Origin of the sequence: Burkholderia sp. ABCPW 111, from assembly GCF_000773065.1 — a bacterium.
Classification (GTDB): Bacteria; Pseudomonadota; Gammaproteobacteria; order Burkholderiales; family Burkholderiaceae; genus Burkholderia; species Burkholderia savannae.
Genome location: NZ_JPWT01000001.1, coordinates 245,503 through 264,056, shown reverse-complemented (window position 1 = coordinate 264,056; position 18,554 = coordinate 245,503). Strand labels below are relative to the sequence as shown.

Genomic DNA, 18,554 nt, shown 5'->3' with positions numbered 1-18,554 from the left:
TCAATCCTGCATCTCGCGGCCGGTCAGCCGCAGGAATACGTCTTCGAGATTCGCGGGGCGGTGCAGATAGCGCAGGCCCGTGCGGCCCTTCAGGCGCGCGTGGATCGGCTCCGGATCGTTGACGTAGCAAAAGAGCGTTTCTCCGCTGATCTCGGCGCGCTCGGCGAACGGCGCGAGCTCGTCGCGAAGCCGTGCGGGATCGGCGCCGTAGATCTCGATCACGTCGCAGCCGATTTCCGTTTCGATCAGCGTGCGCGGCGCGCCTTCCGCGATCTTGCGGCCTTCCTCGATCACGCACAGGCGGTGGCACAGACGCTCGGCCTCTTCCATGAAGTGCGTGGTGAGCAGAATCGTCTTGCCGCGCGCGAGGAGCGAGCGCAGCCGCTCCCACATCAGATGTCGGGCTTGCGGATCGAGGCCCGTCGTCGGCTCGTCGAGCACGAGCACGTCCGGGTTGTTGACGAGCGCGCGCGCGAGCGTGAGCCGGCGCTTCATTCCGCCCGACAGCTCGCCCACCTTCGCGTTCGCCTTGTTTTCGAGCTTCGCGAATTCGAGCAGCGACGGCACGAGCGCGCGGGACTCGTGCGCGGTGAGACCGAAATAGCGGGCGAATACGAGCAGATTCTCGCGAACGGTGAAATCGGGATCGAGGTTGTCGAATTGCGGCACCACGCCGACGCGACGCCGTGCATGCCGCGCGCGGGACGGCACGGGCTCGCCGCACAGGCGGATCGAGCCTGCGTCCGGATGCGTGATGCCGAGCAGCATCTTGAGCGTGGTGGTCTTGCCGGCCCCGTTCGGGCCGAGCAGGCCGAAGCATTCGCCGGGCTGCACATGAAACGACAAGCCGTTGACGACGAGCTTGTCGTCGTAGCGTTTCTCGACTTCCTGAAAATCGATTGGTGCGACGGACATGGGCAAGTGAATATCTATTTTGGAGTCGTGCGACACGAACGGGCCATTCTAGTGCATCGATCGCATTGCTTCAGCGCGCTTGCCTCATCCCGGCGCACGCGGCGCTGGCTCCTGCATTGCATCATCGCGCGTTCGCGGTGCAACGCGAATCAGCGTTTTCCAGCGCTTGCATCTGGAATTGCGGTGCAGCATGATGAATTCACGCGCTGGTCGCGCACTAGGGAGACCAAAATGGCTAGTTATAAAAAAATATTGTTGTGCTACGACGGTACGCTCGAGGGCCGCAAGGCCCTGCGATGCGGTGCCGATCTGGCGCTCGAGCTGAAGGCCGAGACGCACTTGCTGTCGGTCGTCGACATGCGTTCGAGCATTGCGCAAAGCGCCGGCCTGCTGACCGACGTCGCGTGCAGCCGCTTCGAAGAAACCGCACGGGAGATCCTGCAAGAAGGCGTCGACTGGCTGACCGAGCGCGGCGTGCAGGCACAGGGGCATTTCGCATTCGGCTACCCGATCGACGAAATCGCGAATCTCGCGACGAAGCTGAACGTCGATCTCGTCGTGGTCGGCCATCGCTGCCGCAGCGGCTTGTCGCGGTGGTGGATGGGCTCCGGCAGCACGCAACTGCTCGATCGCGTGTCGTGCAGCATTTTGGTCGCGTGTTCGTCGCCCGCCGAGCAGAAGGCGGAAAGCGCGAGGGAAGCGGCCGCGGCGACGACCGGGCACTGACGCATTCCGGCGTCGGGGCGGTGACATGCCAATCGGCCGCGCGCGGCCGAGGCTGGTGTTCGCTGCTTCGGCCGTTGCCGGTGTCCGGCATCGGTTGAGCGTGTAGAAGGACAGAACCGGTTCCAGTGCGTCTGGGAGCGCACGCGGCATTCAGGTGAGCGGACTTCCGGCTCCCCGCTGCAAGGCGCTCCCACCGGATGGTCGGCGAACTGTACATGGTTTACGCGTATACGCGATGTACGCGGCATGTGTCTTGGCCTACTTGCTTGGTGAAGCGGGCGGTCGACGCGCGGATTCATATTCAATCGTCGTGCAAATCGAGCGCTGACAATTTCCACCCGAAGACCCCGCTGCGGCGAAATATCGCCGCATAGCGCGTGCTACCGTCGTCGCGACGATACGTGACGACGAATTCGTCGAAGCTCCGGTAGTGCGCGCTCGTCTGCGGCGATGCGTCAGGATGCGCACCTGCGGCGGCGGGCACGCTTGCCGCAGACGACGGCCCAGCTTGCGCTGCGGCGCTGCTTGCCGCGGGCGTCGGGCCGCTCGAAGCGATGGCGGAGTTGCCGGCGCTGCTTGCCGGGGCAACCGCGCCGGGTGCCGACGACGCGGGCAGGCTTGCCGTTCGATCACCCGGTTGATTCAATTCGGGCGGCCGCTGTCCCGGCTGCGCGCGCGGTGGCAAGCCGCTCAACAGCGCGGCGACGCCGTCGGGCGTTGCATAGGCGTCGACGAGCGGGCCGACGAGCGCCGAGCCGATCAACGCGCCAATGATCGCGAGCGGATTGTCGCGCTTTTGCGCGTCGATGCGCCGCATCAATTCGTCGGTGAGCTGCTGCTTCAGGCTGATCCGCAGCGCGGGGAAATCGACGTGCGCGCTGATCGCCTGTGCGTTGCGCGAGTCGATCGCCTGCTTGATTTGCCTGAGCGCGAGATACGGCGACGCATACGCATACACGACCACGGCGGCAGCGACGACGACCGCGATGACGATCGACACCGGCTTCAGAAAACGCTTTTGCGGGCGCACGGCAGGATTCAAGCGGCCTCCACGGCGAAACGGACGGACCCGGAAGATCAGAGACCTTGCTGAGTCAACGAACGTTCCTCGGCAATGCACCGGTCGATCATTCGGCAGATCGCGTCGACCGTCCCCACCATGATGAATCGCGACGGCCCGTGATAGACGCGCACCGGCGCGCGTCGCGCGGGCTCCGCGTGATGGAGCGAACCGTTCAGCGACACGCGCGCGAATGCCGGCAAAGCGGACAACGGCAGCTGCGTGTCGGCATCGCCGGGCGGCTGCGCGGCGGCGGCGAGCGGCGCACATGTCGTGCGTCCGCGCAGATGGCGCAGGCGGCCGAATTGGCGGAAGGGCAGCAGGCGGGCGAGGCGTTCCATAGGGTTCTCCTGATCCAGTCGAATGGCGGATAGACGGGCGGGGCCGCGGCTGGCCGAAAGGCGCTTAGAACTCACCCGGGCGGATCAGCCCGACGGCGACGCCTTCCAGCGCGAATTCCGCGCTGCCGGCCTTCACGAAGATGTTCTCGTAATCGGGATTCTCGGCGATCAGCTCGACGCCGCCCGGCCGGCGCTTCAGGCGCTTGACCGTGACGTCGTCGCCGAGTCGCGCGACGATGATCTGCCCGTCCTTCGCCTCGGTTCGCTTCTGCACGGCGAGCAGATCGCCGTCGAGGATGCCGGCGTCGCGCATCGACAGGCCGCGCACCTTCAGCAGGTAGTCCGGCTTGCTCGAGAAGAGCGCGGGATCGCACGCGTAGCGTTGCGAAATGTGCTCCTGCGCGAGGATCGGGCTACCCGCCGCGACGCGGCCCACGAGCGGAAGCGACAGTTGCATCAGCGCCGCGTGCGGCAGCGTCAGCTGGTGCGGCGCGTCTTCGAGGCCGAGCAGGCGGATGCCGCGCGACGCGCCCGCCGCCAGTTCGATCACGCCCTTGCGCGCGAGCGCCCGCAAGTGCTCCTCGGCCGCGTTCGGCGAGCTGAAGCCCAGCTCGGCGGCGATTTCCGCGCGCGTGGGCGGAAACCCCGAGCGCTCGATCGCGCGACGGATCAAGTCGAACACTTGCTGCTGACGGGCGGTGAGTTTGATCATGGCATGACTGTATGGATAGACAGTGAGCTGTATTTTTATACAGTGTCCGAGGAAATTCAAGCGTTACTTGAAGTTCGGCGCTATCGCGGCGGTTCCGCCGCGATCCGGCTGCGTCGCAGCGGCGCTTCGGTCGCGATAGCCGTCGATCGGGCGGTCGTTACCACTTTTGAGTATTAAAAAATGAGGAACGATTATTTTTAATGATGAAACCTGTTCGTTAGACTGGCCCGACATCGCAATCCATGACCCACACATTTGGAGAACAACGGATGGTCAAGCGCAATACGGGGCTGGCGGGCGGCGCGCGCCGTCTCATCGCATCACTCGCGCTCGGCGCGGCGGCGGCGCTTGGCGTGCTCACGCCGGCGCTCGCGGACACGACGTTCCTGAACGTCTCCTACGATCCGACGCGCGAGCTCTACCAGGACGTCAATCAGGCGTTCGGCAAGGCGTGGAAGGCGAAGACGGGCGAGACAGTGAACTTCAAGCAGTCGCACGGCGGCTCGGGCGCGCAGGCGCGCTCGGTGCTCGACGGGCTGCAGGCGGACGTCGTGACGCTCGCGCTTGCGTACGACATCGACGCGCTCGCGAACAAGGGCATCGTCGACAGGGACTGGCAGAAGCGCCTGCCGGACAACGCGTCGCCGTACACGTCGACGATCGTGTTCCTCGTGAGGAAGGGCAATCCGAAGGGCATCAAGGACTGGGACGATCTCGTGAAGCCGGGCGTGTCGATCGTCACGCCGAACCCGAAGACGTCGGGCGGCGCGCGCTGGAACTATCTCGCCGCGTGGGCGTACGCGCAGCACAAGCCGGGCGGCAACGCGCAGACGGCGAAGGACTTCATCACGAAGCTCTACAAGAACGCGGGCGTACTCGATTCGGGCGCGCGCGGCGCGACGACGAGCTTCGTGCAGCGCGGCATCGGCGACGTGCTGATCGCATGGGAGAACGAGGCGTTCCTGTCGATCAAGGAGTTCGGCGCCGACAAGTTCGAGATCGTCGTGCCGTCGGCGAGCATTCTGGCGGAGCCGCCCGTCGCGGTGGTCGACAAGGTCGTCGACAAGAAGGGCACGCGCAAGCTCGCCGAGGCTTACCTGAACTTCCTGTACAGCAAGGAAGGGCAGGAGATCGCCGCGCGCAATTACTACCGGCCGCGCTCGAAGGATGTGCCGGCGGCGCTCACGAAGCAGTTCCCCAAGCTGAAGCTGTACACGGTCGACGATACGTTCGGCGGCTGGACCAATGCGCAAAAGACGCATTTCGCCGACGGCGGCGTGTTCGATTCGATCTACAAGCCGCAATGAGCGAAGGCGGGCGCGCGCCGTGACGAGCGCGCGCCCGCCGCAACACAACGATACCGGGCCGACGGACGCGCGTGCAACGCGCGTCCGTCGAGCCGTTGAACCCATGTGCATCACCCTGGAAGAGCATTCCGCATGACGACGTTCACCTTCCGCAAGCCGAGCGCGCTGCCCGGATTCGGCGTGACGCTCGGCATCACGCTGGCCTACCTGAGCCTCGTGGTGCTGATCCCGCTCGCCGCCACCTTTCTGAAGACGGCCACGCTCACGTGGGATCAGTTCGTCGCCGCGACGACGTCGCCGCGCGTCGTCGCGTCCTATCGGCTCACGTTCTCGGCCGCGCTCGGCGGCGCGCTCGTCAACGCGGTGTTCGGCTTTCTCGTCGCGTGGGTGCTCGTGCGCTACTCGTTCCCGTTCAAGCGGCTCGTCGACGCGATCGTCGACCTGCCGTTCGCGCTGCCGACGTCGGTCGCGGGCATCTCGCTCGCGGCCGTCTACGCGCAGAACGGCTGGATCGGCAGCTATCTCGCGCCGCTCGGCATCAAGATCGCGTTCACGCCGTTCGGCGTGCTCGTCGCGCTGACGTTCATCGGCCTGCCGTTCGTCGTGCGCACCGTGCAGCCGGTGCTCGAGGATTTCGAGCGCGAGCAGGAAGAGGCGGCCGCGTGCCTCGGCGCGTCGCGCTGGCTCACGTTCCGCCGCGTCGTGCTGCCCGCCGTCACGCCCGCGCTGCTGACGGGCTTCGCGCTCGCGTTCGCGCGCGCGCTCGGCGAATACGGCTCGGTGATCTTCATCGCCGGCAACGTGCCGATGAAGTCGGAAATCACGTCGCTGCTGATCATCACGAAGCTCGAGCAGTACGACTACGCGGGCGCGACGGCGCTCGCGGTCGTGATGCTCGTCGTGTCGTTCGTGATGCTGCTTTTCATCAACACGCTGCAGTGGTACTTGCAGCGCCGCACGAGCCGCGGCGCAAGCGGCCCGGCGCCCGCCGCGCAGGCGGTGACGGCACTCGGAGGCGCGCAATGAGCCAAGACGCCGCTCAGTCCCGCGCAGTCGCGGCGCCCGCCGATGCGAGCCGCGGGCCGCGCCGCGCCGCCGACGCGGGCGTGCGCGCACGCCGCCTCGATCCCGTCAGCGAGCCGCGCGCGGTGCGCTGGCTGCTCACGGGCGCGGCGCTCGCGTTCCTCGCGCTCTTTCTCGTCGTGCCGCTCGCGGCGGTGTTCGTCGAGGCGCTGCGCAAGGGCTTCGATTTCTACGTCGAATCGCTCGCCGACCCGGATGCGTGGTCGGCGATCAAGCTCACGCTGACCGTGGCCGCGATCGCGGTGCCGCTCAATCTCGTGTTCGGCGTGTGTGCGTCGTGGGCGATCGCGAAGTTCGAGTTCAAGGGCCGCGCGCTCCTCACGACGCTCATCGACCTGCCGTTCTCGGTGTCGCCCGTGATCTCGGGCCTCGTCTACGTGCTGCTGTTCGGCGCGCAGGGCTGGCTCGGGCCGTGGCTGCAGGCGCACGATGTGCAGATCATCTTTGCCGTGCCGGGCATCGTGCTCGCGACGATCTTCGTCACGTTCCCGTTCGTCGCGCGCGAGCTGATTCCGCTCATGCAGGCGCAAGGCAGCGACGAGGAGGAAGCGGCGCGCGTGCTCGGCGCATCCGGCTGGCAGATCTTCCGGCGCGTGACGCTGCCGAACGTGAAGTGGGGCCTGCTGTACGGCGTGATCCTCTGCAACGCGCGCGCGATGGGCGAGTTCGGCGCGGTGTCGGTCGTCTCCGGCCACATCCGCGGCCAGACCGACACGATGCCGCTGCACGTCGAGATTCTCTACAACGAGTACAACTTCGCAGCCGCGTTCGCGGTGGCGTCGGTGCTCGCGCTGCTCGCGCTCGTCACGCTCGCGCTCAAGCTGTTCGCCGAGCGGCGGCTGTCCGCCGACCTCGCGCAGGGGCGCGACGGCGCGCCCGCCGCGCACCCGAGCGCCGCCGTCACTTCGTCGATTTCGTAAAGAGGCAAACCAGATGGGCATCACCGTTCGTAATCTGCACAAGCGCTTCGGCGATTTCACCGCGCTCGACGACGTCACGCTCGATTTTCCGGCGGGCGAGCTTGTCGCGCTCCTCGGGCCGTCCGGCTGCGGCAAGACGACGCTGTTGCGCGTGATCGCGGGCCTCGAGCACGCGGATGCGGGGCAGGTCGTGCTGCAGGGGCTCGACGTCGCGTCGGTCGGCGCGCGCGAGCGGCAGGTCGGCTTCGTGTTCCAGCATTACGCGCTCTTCAGGCACATGACGGTGTTCGAGAACGTCGCGTTCGGGCTGCGCGTGAAGCCGCGGCGCGAGCGGCCGGGCGAAGCCGCGATCCGCGCCAAGGTGCATGAATTGTTGTCGCTCGTGCAGCTCGACTGGCTCGCGCAGCGCTATCCGTCCGAGCTCTCGGGCGGCCAGCGGCAGCGGATCGCGCTCGCGCGCGCGCTCGCCGTCGAGCCGAAGGTGCTGCTGCTCGACGAGCCGTTCGGCGCGCTCGACGCGAAGGTGCGCAAGGAGCTGCGCGGCTGGCTGCGCCGGCTGCACGACGATTTGCACATCTCGACGATCTTCGTCACGCATGATCAGGAAGAGGCGCTCGAAGTGGCCGACCGGATCGTCGTGCTCGATCACGGCCGCGTCGAGCAGGTCGGCAGCCCGCAGGACGTCTACGATCATCCGCAAAGCGCGTTCGTCTACGAGTTCCTCGGCGCGGCGAACCGGCTCGACGGCACCGTGAGCGGCAAGGGCTTCGTCGCGCACGGCGCGGCGGATGCGATCGCCGTCGACGCCGATTTCGCGGGCCCCGCGCGCGCGTACGTGCGGCCGCACGACCTCGAGCTCGTCGCGCCCGATGCGCGCGCGAACGGCATCGCGGCCGACGTGCGGCGCGTCGTGCCGCTCGGCGGCTCGGTGCGCATCGAGCTCGCCGCGCGCGCGGGCGGCGTGCTCGAGGCCGAGCTCGATCGCAACGCGTGGCGCGCGCTGTCGCTCGACGTCGGCGACGCGCTTACCGCCGTGCCGCGCGCGGTGCGCGTGTTCCCGGCGCGCTGACGGCGCGCGGCGGGCGACTCGCGCATGTGGATTTCACAGACCAACAAAGACAACGCCTGAGAGGCTACCCATGAACTTTCAACAATTGCGCTTCGTGCGCGAAGCGGTGCGTCAGAACATGAACCTGACGGAAGTCGCGAATGTGCTCTACACGTCGCAGTCGGGCGTGTCGAAACAGATCAAGGATCTGGAGGACGAGCTCGGCGTCGACATCTTCATTCGTCGCGGCAAGCGCCTGACGGGCCTCACGGAGCCCGGCAAGGCCGTTCATCAACTGATCGAGCGGATGCTGCTCGACGCGGAGAACCTGCGCCGAGTCGCGCGCCAGTTCGCGGACCAGGACAGCGGCCACCTCGTCGTCGCGACGACGCACACGCAGGCGCGCTACGCGCTGCCGAAGGTGATCCGCCAGTTCACCGAGGTCTATCCGAAGGTGCATCTCGCGCTGCGCCAGGGCAGCCCGCAGCAGATCGCGCAGATGATCCTGAACGGCGAGGCGGATCTCGGCATCTCGACCGAGGCGCTCGACCGCTATCCGGACATCGTCACGTTCCCGTGCTATTCGTGGCATCACGTCGTCGTCGTGCCGAAGGGGCATCCGCTCGTCGGCCGCGAGAACGTGACGCTCGACGACATCGCCGAATACCCGATCATCACGTACGACCAGGACTTCACCGGCCGCTCGCATATCGACCAGGCGTTCGCGAACGCGGGCGCGGTGCCGGACGTCGTGCTCACGGCCATCGACGCCGACGTGATCAAGACCTACGTCGAGCTCGGGATGGGGATCGGCGTCGTCGCCGCGATGGCGTACGACGCGCAGCGCGACACCGGGCTCGTCGCGCTCGACACGCAGCACTTGTTCGAGGCGAGCACGACGCGCGTCGGCCTGCGCCGCGGCGCGTTCCTGCGCGCCTATGCGTACCGGCTGATCGAGATGTTCGCGCCGCATCTGTCCGAAGGCGAGATCGCCGGGCAATTGCGCGAAGCGGCCTGAGCGTGCGTCGGGTGCGCGCGACGGCTCGCGCGCGGCTGCGGTGACGGAGCGGCGCGGCGCGGTTCCGCACGACCCGGCCCGGCCGTCGTGCGAAGCCGCCGCGCGCCGGCGCGCGGTCGCCAGGCCGACTCCAGCTCGCCGCCCGATCGCCGCGTAACGGTTGGGTTGCGTGCGTTCGCTACGGCGCGTTCGGCGCGCGTCGTTCCTTCGTCGTGCGCCGACAGCACACGCGGCCTGCGCGCGAAATGCGCAGAACGCATCGCCGCGGCCGGCTGGCCGGCCTTCGACCATTCGACCATTCGGCCGCACGCGAGACGGCGGCGCGCTCGCCGCCCCGCGCACGCGGCACGTTTCGATTGCGCCGATCCGGCGTCGCGCTTTCGTTCTGCGCCGGGCCCGCATTCTCGCTGGCCTCTCGCGCACCGCGCCGCGCCGTATCGCGCCGTCGGTCGTTTTTCCGGCCGTTTTCTCCGAACAAACCCTTAATTGCCCGAATCGGCGTTGCGTAACGCGCAGAAAAAGCTGACGATAGGCGCTCCCGATATCAAGAAAAAGGACCGGGATGCGCAGTTTGCGCGGCCGACCATACGCAGGCAGTCACTTCCGTCGTATCCCCTTCGTGGCGCAGATCGTTGAAACGTCGTGTCGGGCCGGTTCGCGCAAACGTTTGCTCGTCGTCAAAACGACACTCGGTCCGCCCGGGACAACAACCACTGCCAGGAGAGTCGCATGGATGTCAGCCTCCGCCGCCGCGTGCTAGCCGCCGCGGCCGTTTGCGTCGCCGTCGCCGCCGCCGGACCGTTCTCGGCCGCCCGGGCGCAGACCGCGCACAAGCCGAAGGTCGCCCTCGTGATGAAGTCGCTCGCCAACGAGTTCTTTCTCACGATGGAGAACGGCGCGAAGGAATACCAGAAACACAACGCGAGCCAGTTCGATCTCGTCACGAACGGCATCAAGGACGAAACCGACACCGCGAGCCAGATCCGCATCGTCGAGCAGATGATCGTGTCGAAGGTCGACGCGATCGTGCTCGCGCCCGCCGATTCGAAGGCGCTCGTGCCCGTCGTCAAGAAGGCCGTCGACGCGGGCATCATCGTCGTCAACATCGACAACCGGCTCGATCCGGACGTGCTCAAGTCGAAGAGCCTGAACGTGCCGTTCGTCGGCCCGGACAACCGCAAGGGCGCGCGGATGGTCGGCGACTACCTCGCGAAGCGGCTGAAGGCGGGCGACCAGGTCGGCATCGTCGAGGGCGTGCCGACGACGACCAACGCGCAGCAGCGCACCGCTGGCTTCCAGGACGCGATGAAGGCGGCGGGCGCGAAGGTCGTGTCGGTCCAGTCGGGCGAATGGGAGATCGACAAGGGCAATGCGGTCGCCTCCGCGATGCTCAACGAATACCCGAACCTGAAGGCGCTCCTCTGCGGCAACGACAACATGGCGATCGGCGCCGTGTCCGCGGTGCGCGCGGCGGGTCGCCAGGGCAAGGTGTACGTGGTCGGCTACGACAACATCAACGCGATCAAGCCGATGCTCCGGGGCGGCCGCGTGCTCGCGACCGCCGACCAGTACGCGGCGAAGCAGGCCGTGTTCGGCATCGATACTGCGTTGAAGGCGCTCGCCGAGCACCGCAAGCAGGCCGACATGACGGGCATCGTCGCGACCCCGGTCGATCTCGTGACGAAGCCTTGACCCGGCGCGGCGGCTTCGGCTCGCCGCTCAAGATCGCCGCGGCGCGGCCGTTATCCGGTCAGAGCGTGACCCCGGCCGCCTCGCGTCCCCGTCCGCGCGGCTGCGCGGATCGCGACAACCGTATTTCATCAGGATCGCGATGGATTCGACCGACCCAGATTCGATGCCCGACGCGCCGACGCTCGTCGTGACGGGCATCGGCAAGACCTATGCCGAGCCCGTGCTCGCCGACGTGTCGCTCGCGCTGCACGCGGGCGAGGCGCTCGCGCTGACGGGCGAGAACGGCGCGGGCAAGAGCACGCTGTCGAAGATCGTGGCCGGGCTCGTCGCGCCGACGGCGGGCGCGATGCGGCTCGCGGGCGCGGCGTACGCGCCGCTGAGCCGCGCGCACGCGGAGGCGCTCGGCGTACGGATGGTGATGCAGGAGCTCAATCTCGTTCCGACGCTCACCGTCGCCGAAAACCTGTTTCTCGATCGCCTGCCGCACCGGTTCGGCGTGATCGACCGCCGGCGGCTCGCCGACGACGCGCGCGCGGCGATGGCGCGCGTCGGGCTCGACGCGCTCGACCCTAACACGCCCGTCGGCGCGCTCGGCATCGGCCATCAGCAACTGGTCGAGATCGCGCGAAGCCTCGCGGGCGAGTGCCGCGTGCTGATCCTCGACGAGCCGACCGCGATGCTGACCGCGCGCGAAGTCGAGCTGCTGTTCGACCAGATCGCGCGGCTGAAGGCGGACGGCGTCGCGCTCGTCTACATCTCGCACCGGCTCGAGGAGCTCGCGCGGGTCGCGGAGCGGGTCGCCGTGCTGCGCGACGGCCGGCTCGTGCACGTCGATCGGATCGACGCGCAGCCGACCGAGCGGCTCGTCGCGCTGATGGCCGGGCGCGAGATCGCCGAGCAGGCGGTGCATGGCGCGCGCACGCCGGGCGCGCCTTGCTTGAAGGTCGAGCGCCTGTCGCGCGGCGACGCGGTGCGCGAGGTGTCGTTCGACGTGCGCGCGGGCGAGATCTTCGGCATTTCCGGGCTGATCGGCGCCGGGCGCACCGAGCTGCTGCGGCTCATCTACGGCGCGGACGAGGCGGACGGCGGCACCGTGTCGGTAGGCGATCCGCCGCGGCCTGCCGCGATCGGCTCGCCCGCGGACGCGGTCCGGCACGGCATCGCGCTCGTCAGCGAGGACCGCAAGGGCGAGGGGCTGCTGCTGCCGCAGTCGATCGCGGCGAATCTGTCGCTCGGGCAGCTCGCGCGCGTCGCGCGCGGCGGCATCGTCGACGGCGCGCGCGAGACGGCGCTCGCCGCGCGGCAAATCGACGCACTGCGGATTCGCGCGCGCGGCCCCGCGCAACCGGTGTCGGAGCTGTCGGGCGGCAATCAGCAGAAAGTCGCGATCGGCCGCTGGCTCGGCCGCGACATGAGCGTGCTGCTGTTCGACGAACCGACCCGCGGGATCGACGTCGGCGCGAAGTTCGACATCTACGCGCTGCTCGACGCGCTCGCGCGCGAAGGCCGCGCGATCGTCGTCGTGTCGAGCGACCTGCGCGAGCTGATGCTGATCTGCGACCGGATCGGCGTGATGTCGGCGGGGCGGATGGACGCCGTGTTCGAGCGCGGCGCGTGGACGCAGGACGCGCTCCTCGCCGCCGCGTTCGCCGGCTACGCGCGCCGCGACGCGGCGCTGCACGCGCCCGGCGACGCGCGAACCGCCACGTAGCGCGCTTGGCGCGACCGATCCGGCCCGCGGCCGACACCGCACGCCTCAATTCATCGAAGCAGCAACACACAGGACATTCACGATGAACGACCGATCCATCGACCGAAACGCCGGCGCCCGGCCCGGGCAGGCGGGCGGCGTCGCGGCGAAGCCGGCCGGCGTGCGGCTCGGCCTGTCGAACTACATCGGGCTCGCGCTCGCGCTTCTCGCGCTGATCGCGCTCTTCTCGATGCTGAGCTCGCACTTCCTCACGTACGACACCTTCAGCACGATCGCAAATCAGATTCCCGACCTCGTCGTGCTGTCGGTCGGCATGACCTTCGTGCTCGTCATCGCGGGCATCGATCTGTCGGTCGGCTCCGTGCTCGCGCTCGCGGCGTCGGTCGTGAGCGTGGCCGCGCTGCGCTGGCAGTGGCCGCCGCTCTTCGCCGCGCTCGCCGGCGTCGCGGCGGCGGCCGCGACGGGCACGCTGACGGGCGCCGTCACGGTCGGCTGGCGGATTCCGTCGTTCATCGTGTCGCTCGGCGTGCTCGAGGCGGCGCGCGGCGTCGCATACCAGTTGACCAACTCGCGCACCGCCTACATCGGCGACGCGTTCGACTTCCTGTCGAACCCGATCGCGCTCGGCATCTCGCCCGCGTTCCTGATCGCGGTCGCGGTGATGGCCGTCGCGCAATTCGTGCTCGCGCGCACTGTGTTCGGCCGCTACCTCGTCGGCATCGGCACGAACGAGGAAGCAGTGCGACTGGCCGGGGTTAACCCGCGCCCGTATAAAATCATCGTTTTCGCGCTGATGGGCGCGCTCGCCGGGCTCGCCGCGCTGTTTCAGATCTCCCGGCTCGAAGCCGCCGATCCGAACGCGGGCGCGGGCCTCGAGCTGCAGGTGATCGCGGCCGTCGTGATCGGCGGCACGAGCCTCATGGGCGGTCGCGGCTCGGTCGTCAGCACGTTCTTCGGCGTGTTGATCATCTCCGTGCTCGCGGCCGGTCTCGCGCAGATCGGCGCGAACGAGCCCACCAAACGCATCATCACGGGCGCCGTGATCGTCGTGGCCGTCGTGCTCGACACGTATCGCAGCCGGCGCGCGCGGGGATAGCAAGAACAACGAACCAGAGAGAAAGGGAATGGCGACGATCAAGGATGTGGCGGCCATCGCCGGCGTGTCGTTCACGACGGTATCGCACGTGGTCAACAATTCGCGGCCCGTGTCGGCCGACGTGCGGGCCAAGGTCGAGCGGGCGATCCGCGAGCTGAACTACGTGCCGTCGGCCGTGGCGCGCTCGCTGAAGGCGCGCTCGACGGCCACCATCGGCCTCGTGGTGCCGAACAGCACGAACCCGTACTTCGCCGAGCTCGCGCGCGGCATCGAGGACCAGTGCGCGCTGTCCGGCTACTGCGTGTTCCTGTGCAACTCGGACGACGATCCCGAGAAGCAGCGCAACTACCTGCGCGTGCTGCAGGAAAAGCGCATCGATGGGCTCATCATCGCGTCGGCGGGCGACGACGCGGTGCTCGCGCACACGCTCGCCGACACGCGCGAGCCGCTCGTCGTGGTCGATCGGAACATCGAGGGGCTCGCGGCCGATCTCGTGCAGATCGACCACGAGCGCGGCGCGTATCTCGCGACGCGGCATCTGCTCGAGCTCGGCCACGCGAAGATCGGCTGCATCACGGGCGCCGTGTCGACTGCGGTGAGCGCGATGCGCGTGCACGGCTTCATTCGCGCGATGGCCGAGCGCGGCATCGACATCGTGCCGGGCGCGATCGCCGAGAGCGACTTTTCCTGCATCGGCGGCTATCACGCGGCCGTGCGCCTCTTCGACACCGTGCGCCCGAGCGCGATCTTCGCGGGCAACGACCTGATGGGGCTCGGCGCGCTGCGCGCGGCGGCCGAGCGCGGCATTCGCGTGCCGGCCGATTGCTCGATCATCGGCTTCGACGACATCGAGCTGTCGCGCTATACGTATCCGGCGCTGTCGACGGTCGGCCAGTCGGTGCGCGCGCTGGGCGAAATGGCCGCGCAGACGCTGATCGAGCGGATCAGCGGCGGCGCGTCGGGCGCGCCGAAGCGCCGGCGCGTCGTGTCGCCGCGCCTCGTGCTGCGCGAATCGACGACCGTCTACGTGGAGCCGGCCGACGCCGGGTATCGCGGATGACGACCGAAATCGAACGGACCGCGCCCGCGAGCGGCGGCAAGGTGATGGTCGTCGGCAGCCTCAACATGGATCTCGTCGTGCGCTCGCCGCGGCTGCCGCAGCCGGGCGAGACGCTCGCCGGCCGCTCGTTCGCGCAGGCGGCGGGCGGCAAGGGCGGCAACCAGGCGGTCGCGGCCGCGCGGCTCGGCGCGCGGGTCGCGATGCTCGGCCGCGTCGGCGCGGACGAGCACGGCGCCGCGTTGCGCGCGGGGCTCGTCGCCGAAGGCATCGATTGCGGCGCGCTGTCGGCCAGCGAGACGGCGACGACGGGCGTTGCGCTCATCGTCGTCGACGACGCGAGCCAGAACGCGATCGTGATCGTCGCGGGCAGCAACGGCGAGGTGACGCCCGAGTCGATCGCCGGGCACGAAGCCGCGCTCGCCGCGGCCGATGTGCTGATCTGCCAGCTCGAGACGCCCGCGGATGCGGTCCGCGCGGCGCTTGCCGCGGGCCGCCGGCTCGGCAAGACGGTCGTGCTGAATCCGGCGCCCGCCGTCGGGCCGCTGCCCGCGGACTGGCTGCCGCTCGTCGATTATCTGATTCCGAACGAAGTCGAGGCCGCCGCGCTGACCGGGCTGCCGGTGCGCGATCCGGCGGGCGCCGAGGCGGCGGCGCGCGCGCTCGCGGCGGCGGGCGCGCGCAACGTGATCGTCACGCTCGGCGCACAGGGCGCGCTCGCGCTGACGGCGGACGGCGCGGCGCGCCACTATCCGGCGCCGCGCGTGGCGCCCGTCGACACGACGGCGGCGGGCGACACGTTCATCGGCGGCTTCGCCGCCCGGCTCGCCGCGGGCGACGCGCCGCACGACGCGATCCGCTTCGCGCAGCGCGCGGCGGCGCTGTCGGTCACGCGCGCTGGCGCGCAGCCGTCGATTCCGACGCTCGCCGAGCTCGACGCATTCGCGCCGGACTCGGCGTGACACGCGCCGCGCGACACCGGTCTTCGTCAGCAAAAAGAAAGAAAATATAGGGCCGATGCACGTGGAGAACAGGATTTTCCTCGGATCAATCGTCACACGGATCAAGTCTTCCTGTCGAAAGCCGTAAACAGGCGAGACGAAGCAAACGTTTCGTCGTCGCGGGCCGCAGAGCGGGCGGCTTGCGTCGTCTTCACGATGCGTCACAGGAAGAACCATGCTGCTGAAGAACATCACGATCAGGTCGCGCCTCGCCGTCACGATGACGCTCCTTTCCCTCCTGCTGTGCGTCGTCGGCGCGCTCGGCCTGTTCGGGATGAGCCGGGCCAACGACGCGAACGAGCAAACCTCGTCGAACCAGTTGCCGAGCGCGATCGACGTCGCGAGCGCCGAGCTGTTCGCCGCCCGCGAGCGCCTCGTGCTCGACCGCGCGGCGCTTCTCGCCGGCACGCCGGACGCCGCGCAGGCGATCGAGCGCGCGCGCGGCATGCGCGGGATCTCCGATTCGTGGTGGAAGAAGTACCTCGACCTGCCGCGCGACGCGCAAGAGGCGCGCCTCGCGCAGGACGTCGCGTCCAAGCGGCAGATCCTGCAGCGCGAGCTCGACGGGTTCGCCGGGGTCATCAACGCGAACGATCGCGACAAGATTCTCGAGTCCGCAAAGCGGATGCAGGTGGTGTTCAACGACTTCGCGCTCGCGAGCGAGGCGTTGCGCGCATTCCAGATCAAGCGGGCGAGCATCAATTTCAACGACGCGCAAAGCGTATATTCGACGAGCCGAATCGCGAGCATCGCCGCGCTCGCGCTCGGCCTTGCAATCTCGGTCTATTGCTTCCTGAGCCTGCGCGCGGCGATCGCGCGGCCGCTCGCCGACGCGCTCGGCCATTTCGACGCGATCGCGGCGGGCGAGCTGCGCCGCCCGATCGTCGCCGCGCGGCGCGACGAGATGGGGCTGCTGCTCGAAGGGCTCGCGAAGATGCAGGCGAGCGTCGCGGACACCGTGCGCTCGGTGCGCGGCGGCAGCGAATCGATCGCGACGGCGGCGCGGCAGATCGCGGCGGGCAACATCGACCTGTCTTCGCGCACCGAGCAGCAGGCGGCGGCGCTCGAGGAGACGGCGTCGAGCATGGAGGAGCTCACGGGCACGGTGCGGCGCAACGCGGACAACGCGCGGCAGGCGAGCACGCTCGCCGCGAGCGCGTCGGAGATCGCGAACAAGGGCAATGCCGTCGTGGGCCAGGTGGTCGGCACGATGGGCGACATCAACCAGAGTTCCGCGAAGATCGCCGACATCATCACGATCATCGAGGGCATCGCGTTCCAGACCAACATCCTTGCGCTGAACGCGGCCGTCGAGGCGGCGCGCGCGGGCGAGGAAGGGCGCGGCTTCGCGGTCGTCGCGGGCGAGGTGCGCAGCCTCGCGCAGCGCTCGTCGGCGGCCGCCAAGGAGATCAAGGAGCTGATCGACACGTCGGTCGAGCGCGTGCGCACGGGCTCGACGCTCGTCGACGAGGCGGGGCGCACGATGAGCGAGGTGATCGGCGCGGTGCGGCGCGTGACCGACATCATGGGCGAGATCGCGGCGGCGTCGGAGGAGCAGAGCACCGGGATCGATCAGGTGTCGCGCGCGGTGTCACAGATGGACGAGGTCACGCAGCAGAACGCGGCGCTCGTCGAGGAGGCCGCGGCCGCCGCGCAATCGCTCGACGAGCAGGCGGCGCGGCTGCGCGCGACCGTTTCGGTGTTTCGCGTCGACGACGGCGATGCGCGCGACGCCGCCTCGCAGGCGCGGCCCGCGGCCGGCGCGGCACGCCGGGCGGCGGCGGGCGCGGTTGCGCCGGCGCAGGGCGGCGCGCATTCGGGCGCGACTGCCGGCGCGCCGTCTGTCGCGCCGCCCGTTGTGTTGCCGGTCGCGCCGAGTCAGGCGGCGCCCAAGCCCGCGCCGCCCGCGAAGCCCGCGCATGCGGCCGCGGCCGCGGCCGCCAAGCCGAAGCCGGTGCCCGTGCCGCGCGCGGCGCCGGCCGCCGCGGCGGCCGTGGCGAGCGGCGACGATTGGGAGACGTTCTGACATCGGATGGCGATCGTATCGGACAACGATCTATCCCCAATTAGACTGAACGACAGCGCTTGCCGCCAGCGGGCGTTTTTGCATCGCAAACAGCCGCTCACACGTTCGTCGCGCGGTGGCCGGCGCGCGCTTTCCGATGCGTGGGCGCTCGGCGCGCGACGAGCGCGGCATCGCCATCTCGAAAATCGCCGCGAGCGCGCGTCGCGCGTACGGGCGCGCCCTGGGCGGGCACGTCATGGAACAGGCGCGTGCTGGGCACGCACGTCTTGGACAGACGGGCATGTCCTAGACAGGCACGTCCTGAATATGGACAGATCCCGAACGGAAACATCCCCTGCGGCCGCATTGCCGTTGCCTCCGCCGCGAACGTGCCCGCTCGGGCGACGTACATGTAACCGACACGCACTCGTCGCGCGCGCTCGGCAGCCGTCTCAGCCGGCGCGCCGCGCGTTTCCGCCGCGCGTGCGCCGCAAGCAATCGCCCTCATCGCCGTCAGGGGCATCGCGCCGTTGCGCGCAACGCAAAAAAATTGTAACGGCGCGTTTGCGATGTCGTCGCAGACGACGCGTCGCGCGTATAGGGAAAGAAGCGGGAAGGTGGTTCGGCGAGTGCGGGAACGTCAACGGAGGAGACGATCCGCTGCCTGAATGGAGAGCGCCGATGCAGCGTTGGCGCGAAGCGGGAGAACCATTCTAGAGCAGCAGAAAGTGCTTTCCAAGCAGCGTTTTCCGCAATGCAGAGAACTGCAACGGGGCCGTTGAAGTAGTTCGTGAAAAAAAAAGTAAATGGGTTTAGGATGAAATCGAACGGTCCTGCTTCGACACGATCTATACGAAGGCAA

17 protein-coding genes are annotated in these 18,554 nt (G+C 68.7%); 13 read left to right on the top strand and 4 right to left on the bottom strand.

Annotated elements, in window-relative coordinates:
- Entirely contained in the window at positions 1-915 is a 915-nt protein-coding gene (gene nodI / locus X946_RS01000) for a nodulation factor ABC transporter ATP-binding protein NodI (protein WP_038743123.1), read from the bottom strand.
- Positions 916-1,146: 231 nt separating this feature from the next.
- Here nodI and X946_RS00995 point away from each other — a divergent pair, with 231 nt between their 5' ends.
- Positions 1,147-1,641, top strand: a complete 495-nt coding sequence (locus tag X946_RS00995; protein ID WP_038743122.1) for a universal stress protein — start codon at positions 1,147-1,149, stop codon at positions 1,639-1,641.
- 301 nt (positions 1,642-1,942) lie between these two features.
- Here the strand turns inward: X946_RS00995 and X946_RS00990 are convergent, their stop codons facing one another.
- From X946_RS00990 to lexA, 3 genes are all read right to left on the bottom strand, one after another.
- Positions 1,943-2,683, bottom strand: coding sequence for a DUF2939 domain-containing protein (locus X946_RS00990; RefSeq protein WP_038743121.1), 741 nt, complete (start codon positions 2,681-2,683; stop codon positions 1,943-1,945).
- 35 nt (positions 2,684-2,718) lie between these two features.
- Positions 2,719-3,042: a hypothetical protein gene (locus X946_RS00985; protein ID WP_038743120.1), complete on the bottom strand. Its 324-nt coding sequence runs from the start codon at positions 3,040-3,042 to the stop codon at positions 2,719-2,721.
- A gap of 64 nt (positions 3,043-3,106) precedes the next feature.
- Positions 3,107-3,754, bottom strand: coding sequence for a transcriptional repressor LexA (gene lexA, locus X946_RS00980; protein WP_038743119.1), 648 nt, complete (start codon positions 3,752-3,754; stop codon positions 3,107-3,109).
- A 3-nt stretch (positions 3,755-3,757) separates the two neighbouring features.
- Between lexA and X946_RS29735 the strand changes: the two genes are divergently transcribed.
- The 12 genes from X946_RS29735 to X946_RS00925 all read left to right on the top strand — a co-directional run bounded on the left by X946_RS29735 (position 3,758) and on the right by X946_RS00925 (position 17,713).
- A complete protein-coding gene (locus X946_RS29735) occupies positions 3,758-3,931 on the top strand; it encodes a sodium:proton symporter (protein WP_081989251.1) in 174 nt (57 codons plus the stop codon).
- A gap of 92 nt (positions 3,932-4,023) precedes the next feature.
- Entirely contained in the window at positions 4,024-5,061 is a 1,038-nt protein-coding gene (locus tag X946_RS00975) for a sulfate ABC transporter substrate-binding protein (protein WP_038743118.1), read from the top strand.
- A 132-nt stretch (positions 5,062-5,193) separates the two neighbouring features.
- Positions 5,194-6,087, top strand: a complete 894-nt coding sequence (gene cysT, locus X946_RS00970; RefSeq protein WP_038743117.1) for a sulfate ABC transporter permease subunit CysT — start codon at positions 5,194-5,196, stop codon at positions 6,085-6,087.
- Positions 6,084-7,064 (top strand): sulfate ABC transporter permease subunit CysW, encoded by a 981-nt coding sequence (gene cysW / locus X946_RS00965; RefSeq protein WP_038743116.1) that lies wholly within the window; start codon positions 6,084-6,086, stop codon positions 7,062-7,064. Before cysT ends, cysW begins: the two co-directional genes overlap by 4 nt.
- A gap of 13 nt (positions 7,065-7,077) precedes the next feature.
- On the top strand, positions 7,078-8,133 hold the full coding sequence (locus tag X946_RS00960) for a sulfate/molybdate ABC transporter ATP-binding protein (protein WP_038743115.1): 1,056 nt from the start codon (positions 7,078-7,080) through the stop codon (positions 8,131-8,133).
- A 70-nt stretch (positions 8,134-8,203) separates the two neighbouring features.
- A complete protein-coding gene (locus tag X946_RS00955; protein WP_038743114.1) occupies positions 8,204-9,130 on the top strand; it encodes a CysB family HTH-type transcriptional regulator in 927 nt (308 codons plus the stop codon).
- A gap of 729 nt (positions 9,131-9,859) precedes the next feature.
- The gene (locus tag X946_RS00950; RefSeq protein ID WP_038743113.1) at positions 9,860-10,822 is read left to right on the top strand and encodes a sugar ABC transporter substrate-binding protein; all 963 of its coding nucleotides are present in this window, start codon (positions 9,860-9,862) and stop codon (positions 10,820-10,822) included.
- A gap of 139 nt (positions 10,823-10,961) precedes the next feature.
- Complete coding sequence (locus X946_RS00945) at positions 10,962-12,533, top strand: sugar ABC transporter ATP-binding protein (protein WP_038743112.1); 1,572 nt, start codon at positions 10,962-10,964, stop codon at positions 12,531-12,533.
- Positions 12,534-12,615: 82 nt separating this feature from the next.
- Positions 12,616-13,629 carry an ABC transporter permease gene (locus X946_RS00940; protein WP_038743111.1) on the top strand — a complete coding sequence of 338 codons (1,014 nt, stop codon included), beginning with the start codon at positions 12,616-12,618 and terminating at the stop codon, positions 13,627-13,629.
- Between the two features lie 28 nt (positions 13,630-13,657).
- On the top strand, positions 13,658-14,689 hold the full coding sequence (locus tag X946_RS00935) for a LacI family DNA-binding transcriptional regulator (protein ID WP_038743110.1): 1,032 nt from the start codon (positions 13,658-13,660) through the stop codon (positions 14,687-14,689).
- Positions 14,686-15,648 carry a ribokinase gene (gene rbsK / locus X946_RS00930; RefSeq protein ID WP_038743109.1) on the top strand — a complete coding sequence of 321 codons (963 nt, stop codon included), beginning with the start codon at positions 14,686-14,688 and terminating at the stop codon, positions 15,646-15,648. Before X946_RS00935 ends, rbsK begins: the two co-directional genes overlap by 4 nt.
- Before the next feature lie 214 nt (positions 15,649-15,862).
- The gene (locus X946_RS00925; protein ID WP_038743108.1) at positions 15,863-17,713 is read left to right on the top strand and encodes a methyl-accepting chemotaxis protein; all 1,851 of its coding nucleotides are present in this window, start codon (positions 15,863-15,865) and stop codon (positions 17,711-17,713) included.
- Positions 17,714-18,554 lie beyond the last annotated feature (841 nt).